Genomic DNA, 20,497 nt, shown 5'->3' with positions numbered 1-20,497 from the left:
TCAGGCCCGAGTGCTAGAGAGCTTACGCTTTCCGACAGCCGCCGCGCCTTAGTCGTCATCAAAGTATGGCCGCCGCAGGGGTGAGTCGGCGCGCTATCCGCCAGGCGTGTCGACATCGCGGGCCCAGATGAGATGCATCCGTGATGTCGCTGTCCACCTTAGTGGCCGCCCGCGCCGATTGCCCGGGCCACCGGCGGGACGCCGCTACCTGCGGCTTCCCAAACCCGATGGGATAGCCAGGTTATGTGGCCTTGAAATCGTCGGGCGACACGCTGTCGAGGAACTCCTTGAATTTCTCCACCTCGTCTTCGCGGACGGCGGTGTTGGATTCCTCGTCGCTCTCGTCGGGGATCAGCAGACCGGCCTGGGCGAGTACCGCCTCCTCGACGTAGATCGGGACGCCGACCCGCAGCGCGATGGCCACCGAATCCGAGGGGCGCGCCGACACCGTGATGTTGCGGTCGAAGACCAGGTCAGCGTAGAAAGTGCCCTCCTGCAGATCGACGATCCGCACCTCTTTCAGCGAATGCCCAAGCGCTGCAATGAGATCCCTGATGAGATCGTGCGTCAGCGGCCGGGGTGGTTCCACGCCTTGTTGCTCGAGCGCAATGGCGGCCGCCTCGGACTGGCCGATCCAGATCGGCAGATAGCGGTCACCGTTGGCCTCGCGCAGCAAGAGCACCGGCTGGTTCTGCGGCTGCTCCACGCGAATGCCGACAACACGAACTTCGCCCATCTGTGTCTGCCCTCCGCACATGCACCCGAACGCCAAGCTATCGAACGAAAGTCTAGTCCTCAGCGATGCAGAACGTCGCGAACGGCAGACTTGATCAGCGAGGTATGCAAAGTGATAGCGAGTGCCGCGACCTCACGCGCCAGGTCGTCCGCGCGATCGAGAGCGCCGGCCTTGCCGGCTTTGACTACCGGCCCGGCGATTTGGGCGATCAGATCGGACTGCCGGTCGGCCGCCGACCGGAAGGCGCGCAGATGCCGCGGCTCGACGCCGTAGTCGGCCAGGGCGCGTGCGCACTGCAGGATCACCACAGCGTGTTCGTCGAACAGCCCGCCCGGACCGGTGGTGATCACCCCGGCCTTGAGCAGCGCGGTCAGCAGCCCCTCGTCCACACCGGAGCGCTCCAGCAGCTCTTCGCGACTCAACCGGATGCGCGTGGGCGCCACCGCGGCCGGATCGGAGCCGGCCTCGCCGCCGGCGGATGCGGCATCGCTGCCGGCGACCGACACCAATCGCGGTACACCGTAAGGCGATCCGAACGGCGGCAGCTCGCCGTCGGGCTGCGCGTCCAGCTGTGACCGGATCACCTTCAGCGGCAGGTAATGATCGCGCTGAGCGGTAAGGATGAAGCGCAGCCGGGCGCAGTCGTACGCGGTGAACCTGCGGTATCCGGAGGCAGCACGTTGCGGCGTCACCAATCCCTCGGCCTCCAAGAAGCGAATCTTGGAGATCGTGACATCGGGGAAATCCGGCCTCAACAGTTCGAGGACCGCCCCGATCGACATCCCGGCCAGCGCCGGGCTATCGGGCGCGCTCACTAGCCTGAAGATCCTCCCTCGTCGTCACCCTGCTTGGGTCCGGTCAAAAACACCAGACGGAACTTTCCGATCTGCACCTCGTCACCATTCGCCAGCACCGCCGAATCCACCGGCTCGCGGTTGACGTAGGTGCCGTTGAGGCTACCAACATCGACGACCTGGAAGTCGTTGCCTTCCAACCTGAATTCGGCGTGGCGGCGGCTCACGGTGACGTCATCGAGGAAGATGTCGCTGTCAGGGTGCCGGCCGGCTGACGTGATGGCCTGGTCGAGCAGGAAGCGTGAGCCGGCGTTCGGTCCCCGTTTGACGACCAGCAGAGCCGAACCCGCGGGCAGGCCTTCGACGCCGGAGACCGCGCTCTCGGTTCCCGCTTGCGCGGGAGCGTCCAGTTCGTTGAGGAAGTCGGCACGGAAAACGGAAGTCGTCTCCACGGTGACTTCGTCAGCGTTCTGGTCCTGCTCTTTCCCTGAGTCCATGTCCGTCACGCGCTGCTCCTCACTGGCCGCTGTGGCGTTGTCTGACCGGGCCGCTCGGCCGGCTCCCCACTAGGCGCTTTGCCTCGTACTGCCGATAACTGCGTTCTCATTGTGATCCGTTTGACCGTACCGCGCACCGGTCGGCGATGTCCCCACCACTGCGCGATCGACAGGCTGCAGGGACATTAGCAATCGTCATTCGGTTAGTGTCCCGCGGTAGGCCTCGGCGTCAAGCAGTGTGGCGATGGCCGACTCGAGCCCGGCGGCGTCGGAAACCTGCACATCCACCAGCCAGCCGGCGCCATACGGGTCGGAGTTGACCAGTTGCGGACTGCCGTCCAGATCGGAGTTGACGGCGGTGACCGTCCCCGACACCGGCGCGTAGAGGTCCGACACCGATTTCGTCGATTCCACCTCGCCGAACGATTCGCCGGCGACCAGCTCGGTGCCGACGTCGGGCAGCTGAACGAAGACGACGTCGCCGAGTGCCGACTGGGCGAAGTCGGTGATCCCGATCCGCGCGGTGTCGTCCGCGCTGCGGCGAACCCACTCGTGTTCGGCGGTGTAGTGCAGCTCGGCCGGGATATCGCTCACGGTGTTCCTGTTCTGGTCGGGGTGCTCACTTGACGGGCTGAGCGTATTGGTGCGGTTTTGGTTGTCGCAAGGTTGTCACGTCGACCCGGTCGGCCTGCTGCACCGACATCCGCGCACCGACGCGCTTGATGCTGTCCTCCGCGCCGCCCGGAATGTTCATCGCGGCGGCCAGCGTCGGCGGATCGCCAATCGCCAGAATCGAATACGGCGGCGACAGTGTCTTGCCGTCGATCATCAACGAGCCGGGCGTGCCCACCACCCAGGTGTCGACGCCCACCCGTACCGACTGATGGGCATCGTTGGTCTCGACCGCCTCGGCGCCGGCGGCCCGCAACTCGTTGATCACGTCGAGCATGGCCTCGGGTGACACCCCGGGGCCGGGGTCGTCGATCGTGACGGTGACGCCAGGCCCGGTGGCGCCGACGGAGCCGACCAGAATGGACAGCGCGGCCAGCCGGGCCTGAGCGCTTTGGATGGCGGCCTGGTCGGTGTTGCCCGACGCCTGCAGTTGATTCAGTGTGTTCTGCAGTTCGGCAACTTCGGTGTTCAGCGTGGCCTCGCGCTGCCGCAACGAATCCAGCAGCACCAACAGGTCCGCGGGGCGCGCTGTGTCCAGCGAGTCACCCGATTTCGTCTGGCGGACCTGGGTGATGATGGCGAGCCCCAGAACAAGGCACAGCAGGGCCGCCAGCATTCCGAACAAGAGCCGGGAGCGCCCGGCCCGCAGCAGCCCGGACCATCCGGTCCGCTGCACCGACCCGATCTCGGGGCGCGGGCGATCCGACGGCAACTCGTGGCGGCCGCGCTGGGCGTCGTCGGCCTTGTGCTCACCTTCGGAGTGGCCGTGCCGGGTTGGCGCGTCACGACTTTCGTCGCGGGCATCCTCTGGCGGCTCCTGGCTCACGCTGACCTCACAGTCGTCACGCCCCGAACAGCCGTCGCCGCAGCGCGGCCGCGTTGCCGAAAATGCGGATACCCAACACGACGATGATGGCCGTGGACAACTGCGTGCCGACACCCAGTTGATCGCCGACGTAGACGATCAGCGCCGCCACGAAGACGTTGAAGACGAACGACACCACGAAAACCTTCGGATCGAAGATCCGCTCGAGGTAGGCGCGCAGCCCGCCGAACACCGCGTCGAGCGCGGCGACCACCGCGATGGGCAGATACGGTTGGACGACCTCGGGCACGGCGGGATGGAAGACCAAACCCAGCACGATGCCGAGCGCCAGCGCCGCGATACCGATCATGCGAGGACTTTTCTCACTAGGGCCCAATCTGTTTGGCGAACTTGACTTCCCGGACCGACCCGGCAGGCAGCGACAGACCGTCGGAGACGTTCACGGTGACGCCGACGCCGTAGGAGATCTCCAGCAGCCTAAGACGCTGTCGGCCCGGGCTGCCGTCGAAGACGTCGCGCATCGAGCGCGGCGGCCCGACCGCGAGGATGGTGTACGGGCTGCCGGTGGGGTTGTTGTCGACGAGGATCGCTCCCCCGGCCTGCCGGATCGTTACGTTCGGCCCGATCCGAACCCCGCCGACCGAAATGGCTTCGGCGCCGCTGGCCCACAACGAGTTGACGACGAGCTGGAGGTCGCGGTCGAGGATGATCTGGCGGCTGCCGGTCACTCGCTGCTTGGACACGTCGGAAAGATTCGGGCTGGCACCGGGCTCGGTCACGGTGATGGTCAGGCCGGGGCCGATGATCGGCGTGCTGGCCGCGGCCAGGCTGAGCGCGTCCAGACGGGTGAGCAGCCGCTGTCCCTCGGCGTTGTCGGCCAGCGCGTGTCGCTGCACATCGTCGACCTGAGCCGAGAGCGCGGTGCGCCGCTTGGACAGCCGGGCCGCGGTGTCTTCGGTCGAGCGGACGCTGCGCACCAGCAGCTGTTGGGCGGAGCGCACACCGGGTTCGACCGAGCGGGCCTGCGCGACCGCCGCGGCGAACACGGTGGCGACCAGCATCGCCGCGAGCGCCTGCCAGAGCCAACCGAAGACGCGCGCCCGCGCGGTCCGGGGTGTGGCGGTGCGACTACGTTTTTCGGCCGCGGCGGCATACCCGGGATCCAGATGTTCCGACAGCAGGGCGCGCAGCAGCGACGGCACCGGGATCAGCGTCGGGCGGGCCGCCTCGTGGGCGCTGCGGCCGGCGTTGGGGTCGTAGCCGCCGAGCAGGCGGTCGGGTTCAGCCATGCGCACCCGCTTTGAGCGTGGGCATCCGGCGCACGACCAACGTCAGCTGCACCACGTACAGCACGAACGCCCACAGGTAGGTGTAGATGCCCCAGATCAGAAAGGCCCATCCGATGGCGCCGATCACGCGGCTCCACAACGCGTCCCAGGTGCCCAGCAGGACGAGCGGGAAACCGGACATGAGGGCGAAGGTGGCGGCCTTGCCGACGTACGTCACCGGCAGCGCCGACAGCCCGCGGCTTCGCAGCAGCGGCAGGCTCGCGGCCAGCAGCCCGTCGCGCACCAGCAGCGTGACGACGAACCACCACGGCAGGACTCCGCCGATCGCCATGACGACGGGCACGGTCACCATGTAGAGACGATCGACCGCCGGGTCCAGCAGGACACCCAGCCGCGACGACTGGTTCAGCGCCCGCGCGATCTTGCCGTCGGCCCAGTCGGAGGCGCCGCTGAACATCAGGATGGCCACCGCCCAACCGTCGGCATGCGCGAACACCAGCGCGTAGACGAACACCGGGATGAGCGCCAGGCGGATGGCGCTGAGCAAGTTGGGCACGGTCAGTACCCGGTCGGGCGGAGGCACGTGCTCCATGAGCCGTGACCTTAGCCGGGAGACGATGCGGTCCGCAGCGCGGACCACGCCCGGCGAGCGTGTGGCTGGCCGCACACTCGCGCACCAGCGTGCGGCTGGACGCACGTTGGGCGCCTGGACCGTCGGCCTAGCGGAATACCCCGGGCAGGCTCAGGGTCGCGAGCGTGTCATCCGAGAGCGGGTTGTCGTTGACCATGTAGGTCCACGTCGACGTCGGCCGGGCCAGCTTCGAGAGATCCAGCCCGGGCTCCTCTTCGAGCACGTTTGCCGTTTCGAACGTCTGCTGCGCCGCTTCGATCGCATCCGCGGCCAGCGAGGCGAACGCGTCGACGGCCAACCGGTGAAACTCGTCCAGCGGATTTTGTCGGCCCAGCGCGCGCAGGTGAATGCTCTCGCGGATGTCGGCCAGGTACGCCAGATGGTCGGCCCAGCCGCGGTCGAGGTGATACAGCATGATCAGCCGGCAGATCGTCTCGAGGCGTTCGTCGGCCTCGTCCTCGGGCATCGCCTTGGCCAGCTCTTCATACCGTTTGGGCGCGAGCTCGGCGAGCTCGTCGCGCGCGGTTGTGGTGCGCAGCAACGTGTTTCGCCGGTCGACGATGATGGCGCGCTGTTGGGCGATCAGCTGGTTGTAGCGCCAGGTGTTGGCGTGCACGTCGAGCATCCGGCCCTCCGCGACGCGCTGGGCGTGATCGAGCAGCCCGGCCGCCTTGGGGCTGACGATCCGGCCGTCCTCGTCGGTTTCCATGGGCAGCTTGTTCTGGTCGAGGTTGGCCACCACGACGTCGTCTTCCCAACTGGAGAAGAACACCGACGAGCCGGGGTCGCCCTGCCGTCCGGCACGCCCGCGCAGCTGGTTGTCCAGCCGCTCGGTGTGATGCCGGCCGGTGCCGACGACGTGCAGCCCGCCCAGGTCGGCGACCCTGTCGTGGTCGGCTTCGTCGGATCCGCCCAGCCGGATATCGGTACCGCGCCCCGCCATCTGCGTGGAGACCGTGACCGACTCGAATTTGCCGGCCTCGGCGATAACCTGCGCTTCCTCGGCGTCGTTCTTGGCGTTGAGCACCACCGCGGGCACGCCGCGGCGCAGCAGCCGCTCGTGCAGGTCCTCGGATTCGGCGACATCGCGGGTGCCGACCAGCATCGGCTGCCCGGTTTCGTGCACCTCGGCGATGTGCGCGACGATCGCGTCGTTCTTGGCGGCGGCGGTGATGTAGACCCGGTCGGACTCGTCTTCGCGAATGTTGGGCTCATTGGGCGGAATCGGTGACACTCCGAGCTTGTAGAACTGGCGCAGCTGCTCACCGGCGGCCAGCGCGGTGCCGGTCATGCCGCACACGGTGGTGTAGCGGTTGATCAGCGCCTGCACCGTGATGGTGTCGAGCACCTCGCCGGTCTCGGTGGTCTCGATGCCCTCCTTCGCCTCGACGGCGGCCTGCAGGCCGTCGGGCCAGCGCTGCAGCTGCGCGATGCGGCCGCGCGCGGCATTGATCAGGTGCACGGCGTCGTCTCGAACGATGTAGTGCACGTCGCGCTGCAGCAACACATGGGCGTGCAGCGCCACGTTGACCTCGGTGAGCGTGGTGCCGACGTGTTCCTCGGAGTAGAGGTCGATGCCGCCGAGCGCCTTCTCCACTTTGCGCGCGCCGACCTCGGTCAGGTGCACGTTGCGGCTGTCGGCGTCGGTGTCGTAGTCGGTTTCGGCGACGAGCTCGCCGACCAGTTTGATGATCTCCAGCCGCGGGGTCTCCCGGTGCGTCGTGCCGGCCAGCACCAGCGGCACCAGCGCCTCGTCGACCAGAACCGAGTCGGCCTCATCGATAAGGGCCACATCGGGATTCGGCGACACCAGGTCGGCAACGTCGGTCACCAGCTGGTCCCGCAGCACGTCGAAGCCGATCTCATTGACCGAGGCATAGGTGACATCGCAGTCGTAGGCGGCCCTGCGTTGCTCGCTGGTCGACTCCGCGGTGATCCAGCCGACCGTCAGGCCCATCGCCTCCAGCAGCGGCCCCATCCACTCGGCGTCGCGGCGCGCCAGGTAGTCGTTGATGGTCACCACGTGCACGTGCCGGCCCGCGATCGCGTACCCGGCCGCCGCGATGGCCCCGGCCAGCGTCTTACCCTCACCGGTGGCCATCTCGATCACGTCGCCGTCAAGCATGCGCAGCGCGCCAAGCAGCTGAACATCGAACGGGCGCAACGTCGTTGACCGTTCGGCGGCTTCCCGGGCGATCGCGAGGAACTGCGCGATGTCGTCGGAGTCGGCGAGGTCGTCGAGGTTGAGCAGCCCCGCCGCCTTGCGCAGCTGCTCGTCGGTGAGGCCGGCGGCCTCCTCGTCGTACTCCGACGAGGCGGTCACCTGAGCCAGCGAACGGCTTCGGTCCTTTTCAGTGCTGGCGCCCAGCAGCCGCCAAAATCGGCTGCTCAGCCGGCCAGGTTCAGCGCGGGTGGTCTTTGGCACAGGTCAACGGTACGCGGTGGGCGAGCTATGCCAGGTTGGACCGGCGTGGGTAGGCGATGCTCGGATCGGTAAGCACGTTGACGACGGCGGGCATGCCACTGCCGAAGGCACGCTCCAGCGCGGGCCGCAGCTCGGCGGGCGCGGACACCAGCTCACCATGGCCGCCCAGCGCGCGGACGACCTCGTCGTAGCGCGTGCCCGGACGCAACTCCGCCACCACCGAATAGCCGTAAATCGCCTCCATCGGGTGCTTTTCGAGGGCCCAGATCCCGTTGTTGCCGATCACCGACACGACGGGCACGTGGTGCCGGACCAGGGTGTCCCACTCCATGCCGCTGAACCCGAAAGCGCCGTCACCCTGCAGCAGGACGACCTGGCGGTCGGGGTGGGCCAGCTTGGCGGCCAGGGCGTAGCCGGGTCCGGAACCCAGGCAGCCGAAGGGTCCGCTGTCCAGCCAGCACCCCGGCAGGTAGCTGTCGATCACGCGGCCCGCATAGGACCCGAAATCGCCGGCGTCGATGACCACGATGGCGTCGCGGTCCAGCAGGGGGGCCAGCTCGGCGTACACCCGCATCGGGTGCAGCGGCGTGCGGTCGTCGCCCCGCTCGGCTGTTTCGGAGCTTCGCGCCGCGGTTTCGGCCGTGCGCAGCTCGGCGATCCAGTCCCGATGCTCCCCCGGTCCGGCCAGCGCCGAGAGGATCGACGTGAGGTCGCCGTAGAGACCGGCCGCGACGGGCCGCGGATGGTCGCGGGCCGGTTCGGCACGATCCGCCACGACGAGTTGGGTCTGCGGCCCGAACACCTTGCCGAATCCCAGCCGGAAATCCATGGGCACGCCGACGACCAGCGCCACGTCCGCCTCGCCCAGCGCTTTGGCCCGGGCCCGGGAGAACGCCAACGGGTGGTCGGCCGGCACCACGCCGCGGGCCATCCCGTTCATCAGCACCGGGATCTGCCGCTCTTCGGCGAGATGCAGCAGCGCCGCCTCCGCGTGCCCCCACCACACGTTGGTGCCGGCCATGATCACCGGCCGGTGTGCCGTGGCGAGCAGGTCCGCGGCGCGTTCGAGCGCCGCGCCGTCGGGAGCCGGGCCCGGCGGCGCATCGGACAGAGCGCCGGGTCGGCCGGCGTCCTGGGATACGGCAAACACGTGGTCCATCGGGAAGTCGACGAATCCCACGCCCGAGGGGGCACCGACGGCCGCGCGCAACGCTTCGTCGACGAGCAGGCCCGCGGCCTCGGCGGATTGCGCGGTGGCCGCGAAACGAGCCAGCGGCGCCACGAACGGCACGTGGTCGATCTCCTGCAGCGAACCCATGCCCCAGCGTCCGGCGGGGGCGCGGCCGCCGAGCACCACCAGCGGTGACTGGTTCTGCTGCGCGGCTGCCATCGCGCTCATGCCGTTGGTGACGCCCGGACCGGCGGTGAGCGCGGCCACGCCGGGGACCCTGGTCACCTTCGACCAGCCCTCAGCGGCAAATGTCGCCGTCTGCTCGTGCCGGGTGTCGATCAGCCGGATACCCTCGTCACGGCAGCCGTCGTAGATGGAAAACAGGTGGCCGCCGGACAACGTGAAAATGGTGTCGATTCCGCTGGCTTTGAGCCGGCGTGCGATGAGCCGGCCGGCATGCACGGTCTGGCTGGACGGAGCGTCGATGCTCATCCAGGCAGCCTATCCACACCGCCTCGGGTAATTTCGCGGGGAAGTGTCCACCATGAGGCTCCGCCGGATGCCTCGGTAGCAAGGAGACGTCGAAGTTGGACCCCAAGCCGTTCAAGGAATCCATCAACTGGTCGGCTGCGCTCCATGACTCCCTGCGATGGCTGGGCGAAGCCTGGGCGATCAGTGCCGTGTGCCTGATTGTCGTGCTGGTCGTGATCAGGTATGTGACGGTCTGGGGCCGCCAGTATTGGCGGATCACCAGGGGTTACTTCGTTGGTCCGCAGGCCGTCAAGGTCTGGCTGATGTTGGGCGTGCTGCTGTTGTTGGTCCTGCTGTCCGTGCGCCTCGCCGTGCTGCTGAGTTACCAGAGCAACGATCTGTTCACATCCCTGCAGACCGCGTTCGAAGGCATTGCGGCGGGCGATGCCAGGGTGAAAAACTCTGGCATTCACGGCTTTTGGATGTCGCTGTGGCATTTCAGTGTGTTGGCAACCATCTTCATCGCCCGCATCCTGGTCGACATCTATCTGACGCAGCGCTTCATTATCGCGTGGCGTGTCTGGCTGACCGCCCACCTCACCGACGACTGGCTCGAGGGCAGGGCCTACTACCGGGATCTATTCATCGACAACACCATCGACAACCCGGATCAGCGGATCCAACAAGACGTCGACATCTTCACGGCCGGGGTCGGTCCGACCCCCAACATCCCGTCCAACGAGACGCAGAACACCTTGTTGTTCGGCGCCGTGCGTGCGGTGGCTTCGGTGATTTCGTTCGCGGCGATCCTCTGGAACCTCTCCGGCGGCCTGAACATTTTCGGCTTCACGCTGCCGCGCGCGATGTTCTGGGTCGTCGTGGTCTACGTCTTCATCGCGACCGTCGTCGCGTTCTGGCTGGGGCGTCCGCTGATCTGGCTCAGCTTCAACAACGAGAAGCTCAACGCGGCATTCCGGTACGCGCTGGTGCGGTTGCGCGATGCCGCCGAGGCGGTGGGCTTCTATCGCGGCGAGCGAGTGGAGCGAACGCAACTGATGGGGCGCTTTACCCCGGTCATCACCAACTACCGCAGGTTCGTCCGCCGAACCATCATTTTCAACGGGTGGAACTGGTCGATGTCGCAGGCAATCGTGCCGCTGCCGTGGATAATTCAGGCGCCGCGACTGTTCGCCGGCCAGATCGCCTTCGGCGACGTCGGCCAGACGGCGACCTCATTCGGCGAGATTCACGACTCGCTGTCGTTCTTCCGCAACAACTACGACGCGTTCGCGGCGTTCCGGGCGGCGATCATCCGGTTGCACGGGCTCGTCGACGCCAACGCGCAAGGGCGCGAACTGCCGGCGGTGCTAGTCAAGCCGAGTCAAGAGGTCGCCGTCGAGCTCGCCGGCGTCGAAGTGCGCACACCGGCCGGCGATCAGTTGATCGATTCGCTTGACGTGCAACTGGATAGCGGGGAGGCGCTGGTGATCACCGGCCGTTCCGGCGCCGGCAAGACCACGCTGCTGCGCAGCCTGGCCGAGCTGTGGCCGTACGCCTCCGGGACGCTGTGCCGCCCGGAGGGTGACAACGCGACGATGTTCTTGTCGCAGTTGCCGTATGTGCCCCTGGGCTCGCTGCGCACCGTCGTGTGCTATCCGAATTCTCCCGACGACATCGCGGACGGCGTCCTGCGCGATGTGCTGAACAAGGTCGCGTTGGCCCCGCTCTATGACCGGCTCGACGAGGAGCAGGATTGGGCGAAGGTGCTCTCCCCCGGCGAGCAGCAGCGCGTCGCGTTCGCGCGCATCTTGCTCACCAGGCCGCGGGCGGTATTTCTCGACGAGGCCACCTCGGCGCTGGACGAGGGCCTGGAATTCGCGCTCTACCAGTTACTTCGAAGCGAGCTGCCGGACTGCGTCGTGGTCAGCGTCAGCCACCGGCACACCGTGGAGCAGCACCACGAAAAACAGCTCCAGCTGCTCGGCGATGGGCAGTGGCGACTCGGGCCGGTGGAAAAGGAGCCGGCGCCGGTCTAGCGCGTCGCCGCGTGGGCTCCGGCCCGGCGAGGCCGTCTCGCGCCGAGGCTGTAATTCTGGAGGGGTTTACTCGCACTTTTCCTGCGAAATTACAGTCTCGACGCTTGTCTAGCGGCTCTGCGCCGCGTGGGCTCCCGCCCGGCGGCCGAAGAACGAGCCTTCGCCCAGCTGCGTGCCGCTCGCGTAGCCCTTGCCGTCCTGGGCGATGTTCGACGCACACGCGCCCACCGCATACAGGCCCGGCACCACGGTGCCGTCGTCGCGCAGTACCTGCCCGTCCACGGACACGGCCAGCCCGCCCACGGTAAATCCGGCGTACATGGCCTTGCCCAGCGACATGTCGAACGCGCCCCACGGCCCTTTGTCTTGTGGCGCAAGGAATTCCGGCTGCTTGTGAAAGTCGGGATCCTCGCCGCGCGCGGCGTGGGTGTTGTAGCGGTCCAGCGTCGCGACCAGGTTGCCCTCGGGGATCCCGAGCGCGGCTTCCATCTCCGCGACGCTCTCCCACCCGTCGATGAGCGGGACCAGCGGCATCTTGGGGTGTTCCAGGTGTGCCTCGTCGACGATCAGGTACGCCGCGCTGTCGGGCTGATCCATGATGAAACCCGAAGTCCTGGAATGGTAGGAATCCTCGGCGACGAACCGCTGCCCCAGCTTGTTGACGATGATCCCGGTGAGCAGGATCGACGGCGGGTACGGCGGCGCGGTGATGAAGATCTGATCCATGTGTTGGGTGGCCCCGCCGGCCGATACGCCCAGCCGGATGCCCAGGCCGTCGTCATAGGTGTTGCCGAGCACGAACGGTTTCTCGGCCAGTTTCGGCGTGTACTTGGCTACCATGTCGGGGTTCATCACGAAGCCCCCGGCAGCGATGATGACCGACTTTGCCTTGATCGCACCGGTTTCGGTGAACCGCTTCCACGTCACGCCGGTCACCGCACCCGAGCCGTCGACGATGAGTTCGGTGGCGCCCGTCTCGTACCGGACTTGCACGCCCAGGCTCGCGGCCCGTTTGAGCAGCAGGTCGATCACCATGCTCGCGCCCCCGGTGTCGCCGGGCACGGGCACCTTGTGGCCGCGCGGCGCCGGCACCGCCTGCTCGAGGAACGGCCACACCTTCTCGTTGCCGGTGAACATCAACCCCTCGGTGTTGGGCTGGATCACCGCCTTCCCCGGAAAGTAGCTGCGCTCGAACTGGAAGCCCAGGTCTTCTAGCCAATTGAAATGCTCGACGCTGCCTTCGCAGTACGCACGGATCTTGTCGTGGTCGGGTTGCCGGGACACCGCAACGAGGTATTTGTACATCTCCTCGGGCGAGTCGGGATTGCCGGTCGCCTGCTGGACCGCGGTTCCGCCGCCGAGGTAAAAGTGGCCCCCCGCAAGCGAAGTGGTGCCGCCCGCCACGGCGGCCCGTTCGAGCACCAGCACCCGCGCGCCGGCAGCCGCCGCGCTCACCGCGGCGCACCCACCGCCGATACCGAAACCGATCACGACCACGTCGACGTCATCCGACCACGACGTGACCGTGCCCGCGTCGACGGTTGCTGGTATTTCGGTGCTCACCGTTGCTCCTGTTTGATGTAGTCGTAAAACGCCCGCATTTCGGGCGACACGTAAGCGATCTCCACGAACGGCACACCCGCCTGCGGAGCCGACACGTAGGCGAACTGAATTCCGCCCGGCATCACGCCCTGCTGCACGACGGGCGCGCCGTGGTCGGCGGCGTCGGCCAGCGCCGTGTCGAATTTCTCGGGGCTCTCGGCCTCGACGCAGATGTGATGCAAACCCGGGCCCGAGTCACGCAAAAAGTCACTATAGATACTCTGCCCGCGGACCGGGCAGATCAGCTCCAACTGCATGTCACCGAGATAGCTCAGCGAGATGCCGGCGACGAAGTCGGCGGGCTTGCCAAGATAGCTGCACGCATCCGGAGCAAAGTGCACGTCGGGTATCCGCACCCACTTGCGGACGCCTAAAAGGCCGGTGAGGGCCTTTTCAGTGGCGTCGAGGTCTCGGGTAACCCATGCGATCTGCGTCGGCGGTTGAGTGGGAGGGGTCATCGTTTGGCAGGATAGCCCAGTCTGCCGGCCGGCAGAAAGGGCCGGAAAGACTTTGCCGTGCTCGGGCGGCCGCCGCCCGGAAACGCCGGGTGAACACGTTCTAATTCATGCGCTGTGTCGGTGTCGGCTCAATGCTGGGCCAATAGGTCCACCAGCAGCCGAAGCTGGGTGTCGAAGATCGCCTCGGGATCGGTCAGGGTGTCCGCGCCGTACTGCCCGAACACCTCGAGGTTGATCGCACCCAGCACGCCGGCCCAGAACAAGAAGCACTTGGCGATGACGGAATCGTCGCCGGGAAAGCCGAATTCGTGACGGATCCGCTCGAAGTCCGACGACATCGGTTGCGGCGCAACGGTATCGGTCAACCTGATGTCTCCGGTCGCGATCCCCGCCGCGATGGCGTCGAAGATGGCGCCCACCACGCGGGTGCCGACTCCGACGGTGCGCTCCGGGGGCGCGTGATATCCGGGCACGGGGCTGCCGTAGAGCAGGGCCCACTGAGCGGGATGCGCCACGGCCCAGCGCCGCGCCGCCCGCGCGATCGCGATGACGTCGTCGCTCCACACCTCGTCCGCGGTGTCGCGGGCCCGGTCCACCGCGTCGGCCAGGTCGGAATAGGCGTCGATCAGCAGCAGGGTCAGCAGCTCGTCGCGGCTGGACACGTAGCGGTAGACCGCCGAGGACACCATGCCCAGGTCGCGGGCGATCGCACGCAGCGACAACCCGGCCGCGCCCCGGTCGACCAGGTGGACGCGGCCCAGCTCGACGATGCGTGCCTCGATCTGCTCCCGCGATTCCTGGCGTTTGCCCACGTGACCAGTCTGGCACAAACGAGATCACCGCTCTTGCTTTTCGCTAGGCGCTGTGTCACCGTGTCTATTACCGAGAGCACCGCTCTCATTCCGCTCACCGGATACGACCACCCGAGAGGACGCACGATGCCCACCCGATACGAAGAACCGAACCGGGCCGCGCGGGCCGCGAACAGGGTGATCCGCTGGCTCGCCGAGCTCGGTATCAGCATCGCCGGGACCCGGGCCCTGCGTGTGCGTGGCCGCAAGAGCGGAAAACAGCGCGCAGTGGTGATCAACCTGCTAACCGTTGACGGAGTGGACTATCTGGTCTCACCGCGCGGCGACACCCAGTGGGCGCGCAACGTGCGCGCGGCGGGCGTCGTCGAGGTGGGGCCGCGCTGGCGCAGGAGACGCCTGCTGGCCACCGAGCTGGGCGATGGGGACAAAGCAGAGGTGTTGCAACGCTATTTGGCCCGGTGGTACTGGCAGGTCAAGGGATATGTCGCCGGGCTGACCCCGGAATCCAGCGATGAGGAGCTGCGCGCCGCGGCGCCATCCATCCCGGTCTTCGTGCTGGCCGCGGGCGGCTAACTCGCGCTGGTGCGCATCCCCAGGTCCTCGCGGACCTGTTCGGAGGTGGACCGCCAGGACACCGCCGCCGGGAAATCGCCCCACATGCTGTTGAAGATGCCCACGATCTGCCCCGGTCCCCCGTCGGGGGCGAGGTACACCGGGCCACCCGAATCCCCCTGGTGGCTCTGGACGCCGTGGGACATGGTGAACCACCCGTTGTTGACGGCTTCCACCGTCCCGCACGTCTCGCCGGTGGCGACACCGAAATGGCAGACCGCCTGCCCCGGCTGGACGGTCAGACCCGGGGTCGAGACCAGTGCGCGCCCCCCCGGCAGGATGTTGTTCGCCGGCACGTTGTCGAGCACGATCGCCTCGTAGTCGTTAATCACCTGGTCGGTGGCCACGGTCGAGCCGCTGGGAGTGTTATCCCGGAACGTCGCCAGATGCCCGATGACGTGGCGGTCCTTGTCGGTGACGACTCCCCCGCCCCGGCAGTGCCCGGCGGTGAACGCGATCTTCAGGCCCGGGTCGACGTAACCCAGGGTGCACAGGTGGCTGTCCTGGTGGATCTCCATGCCGGGGAAGACCACGATGGGGTCCGCCGCGGCCGGCGCGGCCCGCAGCCCGGGCACCAGCGCCGCGACGGTGACGGAGGCGACAAGAGCGCGAATTGCCAGGCAGCGCACCATGGACTCCGTTCCGTCGGGGCCGGCGCACGCACCGGCCACGGGTTGAGATTACGGCGCACATCTCGCCGACGTTGAGTCTTTCGCGTGACCTGGTCTTGACGTTACCGTGACGTGGCCAGCGGCACCGCGCCGTCGGTTTGAGCTGCCCCGCGCGGCACCCAGCCCGGCGGGCCGAATACGTAGCCAAGGCGATCGCGCAGGCGGCTCGCCGATCGCCAATCGCGGACGATTGCGACGTATTCGCGGATCTGCAGGTTCCAGATGTTGAACGTGTCCACCTGCTTGGTCAGGCCGTAGTGCGGGCGGAACATCTCCGCCTGGAAGCTGCCGAACATCCGGTCCCAGATGATGAAGATGCCGCCGTAGTTCTTGTCGAGATACATCTTGTCCATGCCGTGGTGCACCCGGTGGTGCGACGGTGTGTTGAAGACGAATTCGAACGGCCGCGGCAGTTTGTCGATCCGCTCCGTGTGCACCCAGAACTGGTAGATCAGGTTCAGCGACCAGCTGAAGAAGACCATCCACGGGGGAAGTCCCAACAGCGGCAACGGAATCCACATCAGGATCTCGCCGCTGTTGTTCCACTTCTGGCGCAGCGCGGTGGCGAAGTTGAAGTACTCGCTGGAGTGATGGGCCTGATGGGTGGCCCAGATCAGCCGGACCCGGTGCGCGATGCGGTGATAGGCGTAGTACAGCAGGTCCACGCCAAGGATCGCGATCACCCACGTGTACCACTTGGTCACCGACAGGTGCCACGGTGCGACATAGGCGTAGATCGCCGCGTAGCCGAGCAGCGCCAGGGTCTTCCAGGCGGCGGTGGTGGCTATCGACACCAGCCCCATCGAAATGCTCGCCATCGAGTCGCGGGTCAGGTACGCGCCGGAGGCCGGTCGTGGTGTCTCGGCGCCGGCGGCCTCGAGGGCCTCCAGCTTGCGGGCCGCAGTCCATTCGAGAATCAACAGCAGCAAAAAGAAGGGGATGGCGAACAGCACCGGGTCCCGCATCTGCGAGGGCAGCGCGAACCAGAACCCGGTCAAGGCGTGCACACCGATAGATTACGACCATCGGCGCGGGCCGGATGGAGGAGATGGTGAGCGCGTGACCGCAGTGATCGTCATCGGCTCGGGGTTCGCGGGGCTATGGGCGGCGCTCGGTGCGGCCCGGCGACTCGACGAACTCGCCGTTGCGCCGGGCACCGTTGACATCACCGTGTTGAGCGCCAAACCGTTTCACGACATCCGCGTCCGCAACTATGAGGCCGATCTGAGCGCCTGCCGCATCCCGCTCGCCGATCTGCTCGACCCCGCGGGAGTCACGCACGTCGCCGCGGAGGTAACCGCGATCGACGCCGCCGCCCGCGTCGTCACGACATCCGGCGGCGCGACGTACGGCTACGACCGGCTGGTGTTGGCGTCGGGCAGTCAGGTGGTCAAACCCGCCATACCGGGGCTGCGGGAGTTCGGTTTTGACGTCGACACTCATGACGACGCGCTTGCGCTGCAGCGCCACCTGCGCGGTCTTGCCGACGATCCGCGGACTGCAGGAGCCGCGACCGTCGTCGTGGTCGGTGCCGGGCTGACCGGTATCGAGACGGCCTGCGAGCTGCCGAAGCGGCTGCGCGTGTTGTTCCGCCAGGGTTCGGTCACGCCTCGGGTGATCCTGGTCGACCACAACGCCGTCGGCTCCGATATGGGCTCCTCGGCACTGCCGGTGATCGAACAGGCCCTGTCGGACAACGGCATCGAGACCAGAACCGGGGTCAGGGTCGCGGCGGTGGACAAGGATGGCGTGTCGCTGTCGACGGGCGAGCGACTCGAGGCGGCCACGGTGGTGTGGTGCGCGGGCATGCGAGCGAGCCCACTGACCGAGCAGCTGGGCGTGGCCCGGGACCGGCTGGGCCGGGTGCCCGTCGACGATTACCTGCGCGTGATCGGGGTGCCGGGGGTGTTCGCGGCGGGTGATGTCGCGGCGGCCCGGATGGACGACGAGCACTTGTCGGTGATGTCGTGTCAGCACGGCCGGCCGATGGGACGGTACGCCGGCTTCAACGTAATCAGCGACCTGTTCGGTGAGCCCATGCTTCCCCTTCGGATCCCTTGGTACGTAACGGTTCTCGATCTCGGACCGGCCGGCGCCGTCTACACCGAGGGATGGGATCGCGTGGTGGTTTCGAATGGCGCGCAGGCGAAGGCCACCAAGCGGACGATCAATACCCGGCGGATCTATCCGCCGCTGACTCGAGCCCGCGCCGACCTGCTGGCCGCGGCCGCACCGGAATTGCAGGCGAGACCGTAGTCGCGCGGCGCTAGTCCGATTGCTGGGCTTTGTCGCCCGCGTACCACTGCACCGCGCGAACCCCGGGTTGCAGCGACAGTTCGGCCACCAGCCGCTCGAGCCTCGTCGGCGTATGGCCGTCCATGAGTACGTGTGCGCTCAAGGTGATTTCGTCGTCGTCGGCGTGGCCGGTGTGGATGCCACGCAGCGTGATGTCGTGGCTGCTCGCGTGTTGCACGATCTGGGCGCGGGCGTACTTCTCGGATTTGGGCCGGCATACCACCTGCACCAGATAGGGCTGCAGGCTTTCGTCTTCCTCGACACCGTTGTCGTGGTCGATCAGCCGGCCCAGCGGGCGCCCAAACAGGTGGATGGCGACGACGGTTCCGGTGCCGATCGCCGTGAAGGCCAGATGACCGGACGCGGCCAGCACGCCCACCGCCGCGGAGCACCACAGGGTGGCCGCGGTGTTGAGGCCCCTGACGTTGAATCCCTCGCGCAGGATCACCCCTCCGCCGAGAAAGCCGATGCCCGACACCACATATGACGCGACACGGGTGGGGCTGCTGTCCTCGGTGGCGACCGCGTACAGCACGAACAAAGTTGCGCCGCCGGCGACAAGCGCGTTGGTGCGCAGACCGGCCAACCGTGCACGCCATTGCCGCTCCAGGCCGATGAGGGCGCCGCACCCCACCCCGACCGCAAGCCGGAGCGCGAAATCGGCGACGCTCAGCGTCTGCATGCCGCACTCCTTACCCCGGATCAATCCCCTGCCGCGTTGGCCGGCGGCTCACCCATCTAGCCACATCCAGGTGAACGGCAGGTGGCTGCGGGTGTGCTGCAACTACTGCGTGGCGGCCCGCTGACTGAGTTGTTGGGGGCAGTAATACTTCGCGGCGATGGCCAGGAACGCCGTTGCGTGGGCGGTGGTCAACGCGGGATTGCTTCTCTGCAGGTCGCCGACCAGCTCGGGGCCGGATTTGCCGGTGCCTATCCACGCACATGCCGCTTTGGCGGAAGCGATCGCTTGTTCCGGGCTGGTGTAGTTGATGCCCGCGCCACGCACCGTCGCCAGGAAGGAGACGTCGTCGACCCCGCCCGGATCACCCGAAGCGGGCGCCGCAAGCCCGATCACGGTGGTGACGCCCAGCAGTGCCAGGAGCAGTCTCATGACGCCGCGCCGGTGGTCAGGCCTTGGATAGCTGATGGGGGCAGTAGTACTTGGCGGAGAGCAAGGCGAAATTGGATGCCATCTCCATGTCCATTCCGGGGTTGTGCATTTTCACGTCGTGGACCAGCTCCAGGCCCGACTCGCCGTTGTTCAAGCACGAACACACCGCTCGGCCGGCGCCAACGGCCGCGCTCGGGCTGGAAAAGCTGAAGCCGGCCTGGTGCAGCGCGGCGATGAAGCCCGCGTCGTCCCCGTCGGGCTCCGGAGGCGGAGCGGCATGGGCTGGCGCGGCGAAACCGATCATCGCGGAAACGCCGAGCAATGTCAGTAGCGTTCTCATGACTCACCAACTTTCCAATTATGTTGTGCGCTAGCCCAATTGGGCTTCCGACGGCACGACCTTGGGCTTGTCTCCCTTGGAGAGGTGCACCGCGTGGATGCCTGGTTTCTTCGAGAGTTGCTCGAGCAGGGCGTCCAGGCCTTCTTGGTCGACGTTGTGGTGCTGCACGCTTTCGGGCTTTTCTGATATCTGCGCGACCAGACGCTTGAGCTGCTCCGGCGATTGCTTGTCTTTGAGGTCTTTGATCTTCGTGAGACGGCCGCGGACACCGGCGTTCACCACGGTGGGGCCCCCGGCGCCCATCGCGCTGCCGAGCATTCCCGCCATCGACATCGAGCTGAGCAGACCCTCGCCCAGGGAGGCCGCGGGCACCGCATCCGGCCCGGCGGCCGACAGGGCGGCGGCGACCGTCCTGATCGCCGGGGTGGCCGTGGCCCAGCTCGGCGGAATCGACAGCTTTCCGACTAACGTGCCGGCATTTCCCATGCTCGCCGATACCGCGCTGTACAGGGTGCCCCGGCCGAAGCCCAACGCCCCGAGCCCGGCGCCCAGCGCGTCTTTCGGCAGCGCGCCATAGCCCGCGGGTGGGGCGAACTTCAGCCACTGCGACAGGGGAAAGTTGATCAGCAACCCGATGTCGTTGAACCCCGTGGTGAAGCCGAGTGGAACCTTGACGGCGTTGTATAGGGCTGAGTACCAGGCGCTGCCGTTGGGCACCGTGTTGAGCAGGCCCGCCATCGTCGAGTTGTAGTTGGTGGCGAGCCCCGCGAGAAACGACAGTATGGGGTTGTTCGTAATGAACGAGCTGGCCGAGCCGGCGGCTGACGCCGCATTGCCCGCCGGGGTGGCGGCGGCCGCGGTCACCGCAGCCGCTTGCGTCGCCGTGCCCGACGCGCTGGTGGTCTGTGGCGGCTCGGTAAAGGGCGTCAGCCGGGATGCGGCGGCAGACGAGGTGAAGTAGGTCTCCATCGCCAGCGCGTCTTGGGCCCACATTTCGGAGTACTCGGTCTCGGTGGCCGCGATCGCCGCGGTGTTCTGCCCGAACACG

22 protein-coding genes are annotated in these 20,497 nt (G+C 67.2%); 3 read left to right on the top strand and 19 right to left on the bottom strand.

Annotation, left to right across the window (positions count from 1 at the left end; genetic code table 11):
• Positions 1–241: 241 nt before the first annotated feature.
• The 10 genes from A5736_RS06385 to A5736_RS06340 all read right to left on the bottom strand — a co-directional run bounded on the left by A5736_RS06385 (position 242) and on the right by A5736_RS06340 (position 9,533).
• Positions 242–736 (bottom strand): bifunctional nuclease family protein, encoded by a 495-nt coding sequence (locus tag A5736_RS06385; protein WP_036469133.1) that lies wholly within the window; start codon positions 734–736, stop codon positions 242–244.
• A 59-nt stretch (positions 737–795) separates the two neighbouring features.
• Positions 796–1,551 carry a MerR family transcriptional regulator gene (locus A5736_RS06380; protein WP_076123167.1) on the bottom strand — a complete coding sequence of 252 codons (756 nt, stop codon included), beginning with the start codon at positions 1,549–1,551 and terminating at the stop codon, positions 796–798.
• A complete protein-coding gene (gene garA / locus A5736_RS06375; protein ID WP_369805035.1) occupies positions 1,551–2,027 on the bottom strand; it encodes a glycogen accumulation regulator GarA in 477 nt (158 codons plus the stop codon). The genes A5736_RS06380 and garA overlap by 1 nt, the downstream gene beginning before the upstream one ends.
• Positions 2,028–2,222: 195 nt before the next feature.
• Entirely contained in the window at positions 2,223–2,621 is a 399-nt protein-coding gene (gene gcvH / locus A5736_RS06370) for a glycine cleavage system protein GcvH (protein WP_076123165.1), read from the bottom strand.
• Positions 2,622–2,646: 25 nt separating this feature from the next.
• Positions 2,647–3,411 carry a DUF881 domain-containing protein gene (locus A5736_RS06365; protein ID WP_254848299.1) on the bottom strand — a complete coding sequence of 255 codons (765 nt, stop codon included), beginning with the start codon at positions 3,409–3,411 and terminating at the stop codon, positions 2,647–2,649.
• A 130-nt stretch (positions 3,412–3,541) separates the two neighbouring features.
• Positions 3,542–3,874: a small basic family protein gene (locus A5736_RS06360; RefSeq protein WP_076058102.1), complete on the bottom strand. Its 333-nt coding sequence runs from the start codon at positions 3,872–3,874 to the stop codon at positions 3,542–3,544.
• 16 nt (positions 3,875–3,890) lie between these two features.
• Positions 3,891–4,814 carry a DUF881 domain-containing protein gene (locus A5736_RS06355; RefSeq protein ID WP_076245162.1) on the bottom strand — a complete coding sequence of 308 codons (924 nt, stop codon included), beginning with the start codon at positions 4,812–4,814 and terminating at the stop codon, positions 3,891–3,893.
• Positions 4,807–5,406: a CDP-alcohol phosphatidyltransferase family protein gene (locus A5736_RS06350; protein ID WP_076123161.1), complete on the bottom strand. Its 600-nt coding sequence runs from the start codon at positions 5,404–5,406 to the stop codon at positions 4,807–4,809. The genes A5736_RS06355 and A5736_RS06350 overlap by 8 nt, the downstream gene beginning before the upstream one ends.
• A gap of 127 nt (positions 5,407–5,533) precedes the next feature.
• Positions 5,534–7,870, bottom strand: a complete 2,337-nt coding sequence (gene secA2, locus A5736_RS06345) for an accessory Sec system translocase SecA2 (RefSeq protein WP_076123158.1) — start codon at positions 7,868–7,870, stop codon at positions 5,534–5,536.
• Between the two features lie 25 nt (positions 7,871–7,895).
• On the bottom strand, positions 7,896–9,533 hold the full coding sequence (locus A5736_RS06340) for an acetolactate synthase (RefSeq protein ID WP_076245154.1): 1,638 nt from the start codon (positions 9,531–9,533) through the stop codon (positions 7,896–7,898).
• Positions 9,534–9,628: 95 nt separating this feature from the next.
• Here A5736_RS06340 and A5736_RS06335 point away from each other — a divergent pair, with 95 nt between their 5' ends.
• Positions 9,629–11,548 carry an ABC transporter ATP-binding protein/permease gene (locus tag A5736_RS06335; protein WP_076245152.1) on the top strand — a complete coding sequence of 640 codons (1,920 nt, stop codon included), beginning with the start codon at positions 9,629–9,631 and terminating at the stop codon, positions 11,546–11,548.
• 108 nt (positions 11,549–11,656) lie between these two features.
• Here the strand turns inward: A5736_RS06335 and A5736_RS06330 are convergent, their stop codons facing one another.
• The 3 genes from A5736_RS06330 to A5736_RS06320 form a co-directional block, all read right to left on the bottom strand.
• Positions 11,657–13,111, bottom strand: coding sequence for an FAD-binding protein (locus tag A5736_RS06330; RefSeq protein WP_076245150.1), 1,455 nt, complete (start codon positions 13,109–13,111; stop codon positions 11,657–11,659).
• Positions 13,108–13,608: a VOC family protein gene (locus A5736_RS06325; RefSeq protein ID WP_076123149.1), complete on the bottom strand. Its 501-nt coding sequence runs from the start codon at positions 13,606–13,608 to the stop codon at positions 13,108–13,110. Before A5736_RS06325 ends, A5736_RS06330 begins: the two co-directional genes overlap by 4 nt.
• A gap of 128 nt (positions 13,609–13,736) precedes the next feature.
• The gene (locus A5736_RS06320; RefSeq protein WP_198938152.1) at positions 13,737–14,420 is read right to left on the bottom strand and encodes a TetR/AcrR family transcriptional regulator; all 684 of its coding nucleotides are present in this window, start codon (positions 14,418–14,420) and stop codon (positions 13,737–13,739) included.
• Between the two features lie 126 nt (positions 14,421–14,546).
• Between A5736_RS06320 and A5736_RS06315 the strand changes: the two genes are divergently transcribed.
• On the top strand, positions 14,547–14,993 hold the full coding sequence (locus tag A5736_RS06315; protein ID WP_076245148.1) for a nitroreductase/quinone reductase family protein: 447 nt from the start codon (positions 14,547–14,549) through the stop codon (positions 14,991–14,993).
• Here the strand turns inward: A5736_RS06315 and A5736_RS06310 are convergent.
• Positions 14,990–15,664, bottom strand: a complete 675-nt coding sequence (locus tag A5736_RS06310) for a hypothetical protein (protein WP_076123435.1) — start codon at positions 15,662–15,664, stop codon at positions 14,990–14,992. The genes A5736_RS06315 and A5736_RS06310 overlap by 4 nt on opposite strands.
• A 101-nt stretch (positions 15,665–15,765) precedes the next feature.
• Positions 15,766–16,710, bottom strand: a complete 945-nt coding sequence (locus tag A5736_RS06305) for a sterol desaturase family protein (RefSeq protein ID WP_076245146.1) — start codon at positions 16,708–16,710, stop codon at positions 15,766–15,768.
• A gap of 52 nt (positions 16,711–16,762) precedes the next feature.
• Here A5736_RS06305 and A5736_RS06300 point away from each other — a divergent pair, with 52 nt between their 5' ends.
• Positions 16,763–17,959: an NAD(P)/FAD-dependent oxidoreductase gene (locus A5736_RS06300; protein WP_076245160.1), complete on the top strand. Its 1,197-nt coding sequence runs from the start codon at positions 16,763–16,765 to the stop codon at positions 17,957–17,959.
• 10 nt (positions 17,960–17,969) lie between these two features.
• Here A5736_RS06300 and A5736_RS06295 read toward each other — a convergent pair whose 3' ends face one another.
• From A5736_RS06295 to A5736_RS06280, 4 genes are all read right to left on the bottom strand, one after another.
• Entirely contained in the window at positions 17,970–18,680 is a 711-nt protein-coding gene (locus A5736_RS06295; RefSeq protein WP_076123140.1) for an MgtC/SapB family protein, read from the bottom strand.
• A 102-nt stretch (positions 18,681–18,782) separates the two neighbouring features.
• Positions 18,783–19,109, bottom strand: coding sequence for a DUF732 domain-containing protein (locus tag A5736_RS06290; protein WP_076245144.1), 327 nt, complete (start codon positions 19,107–19,109; stop codon positions 18,783–18,785).
• A 16-nt stretch (positions 19,110–19,125) separates the two neighbouring features.
• The gene (locus A5736_RS06285) at positions 19,126–19,449 is read right to left on the bottom strand and encodes a DUF732 domain-containing protein (protein ID WP_076058126.1); all 324 of its coding nucleotides are present in this window, start codon (positions 19,447–19,449) and stop codon (positions 19,126–19,128) included.
• A 30-nt stretch (positions 19,450–19,479) separates the two neighbouring features.
• Positions 19,480–20,497, bottom strand: a 1,018-nt coding sequence (locus tag A5736_RS06280; RefSeq protein WP_076245143.1) for a PPE family protein, incomplete at its 5' end; no start/stop codon positions are given.

Origin of the sequence: Mycobacterium sp. SP-6446 (assembly GCF_001954045.1) — a bacterium.
GTDB lineage: Bacteria > Actinomycetota > Actinomycetes > Mycobacteriales > Mycobacteriaceae > Mycobacterium.
Note: the sequence above shows the minus strand (reverse complement) of the source record. Positions and strands in the feature narration are given on the sequence as shown.

Coding starts and splice junctions, on each gene's coding strand:
- A5736_RS06350 (WP_076123161.1), bottom strand. CDS start 5,406: ATGGAGCACGTGCCTCCGCCCGACCGGGTACTGACCGTGCCCAACTTG.
- A5736_RS06285 (WP_076058126.1), bottom strand. CDS start 19,449: ATGAGAACGCTACTGACATTGCTCGGCGTTTCCGCGATGATCGGTTTC.
- A5736_RS06290 (WP_076245144.1), bottom strand. CDS start 19,109: ATGAGACTGCTCCTGGCACTGCTGGGCGTCACCACCGTGATCGGGCTT.
- A5736_RS06340 (WP_076245154.1), bottom strand. CDS start 9,533: ATGAGCATCGACGCTCCGTCCAGCCAGACCGTGCATGCCGGCCGGCTC.
- A5736_RS06355 (WP_076245162.1), bottom strand. CDS start 4,814: ATGGCTGAACCCGACCGCCTGCTCGGCGGCTACGACCCCAACGCCGGC.
- A5736_RS06325 (WP_076123149.1), bottom strand. CDS start 13,608: ATGACCCCTCCCACTCAACCGCCGACGCAGATCGCATGGGTTACCCGA.
- A5736_RS06295 (WP_076123140.1), bottom strand. CDS start 18,680: ATGCAGACGCTGAGCGTCGCCGATTTCGCGCTCCGGCTTGCGGTCGGG.
- A5736_RS06315 (WP_076245148.1), top strand. CDS start 14,547: ATGCCCACCCGATACGAAGAACCGAACCGGGCCGCGCGGGCCGCGAAC.
- garA (WP_369805035.1), bottom strand. CDS start 2,027: ATGGACTCAGGGAAAGAGCAGGACCAGAACGCTGACGAAGTCACCGTG.
- A5736_RS06385 (WP_036469133.1), bottom strand. CDS start 736: ATGGGCGAAGTTCGTGTTGTCGGCATTCGCGTGGAGCAGCCGCAGAAC.
- A5736_RS06360 (WP_076058102.1), bottom strand. CDS start 3,874: ATGATCGGTATCGCGGCGCTGGCGCTCGGCATCGTGCTGGGTTTGGTC.
- A5736_RS06310 (WP_076123435.1), bottom strand. CDS start 15,664: ATGGTGCGCTGCCTGGCAATTCGCGCTCTTGTCGCCTCCGTCACCGTC.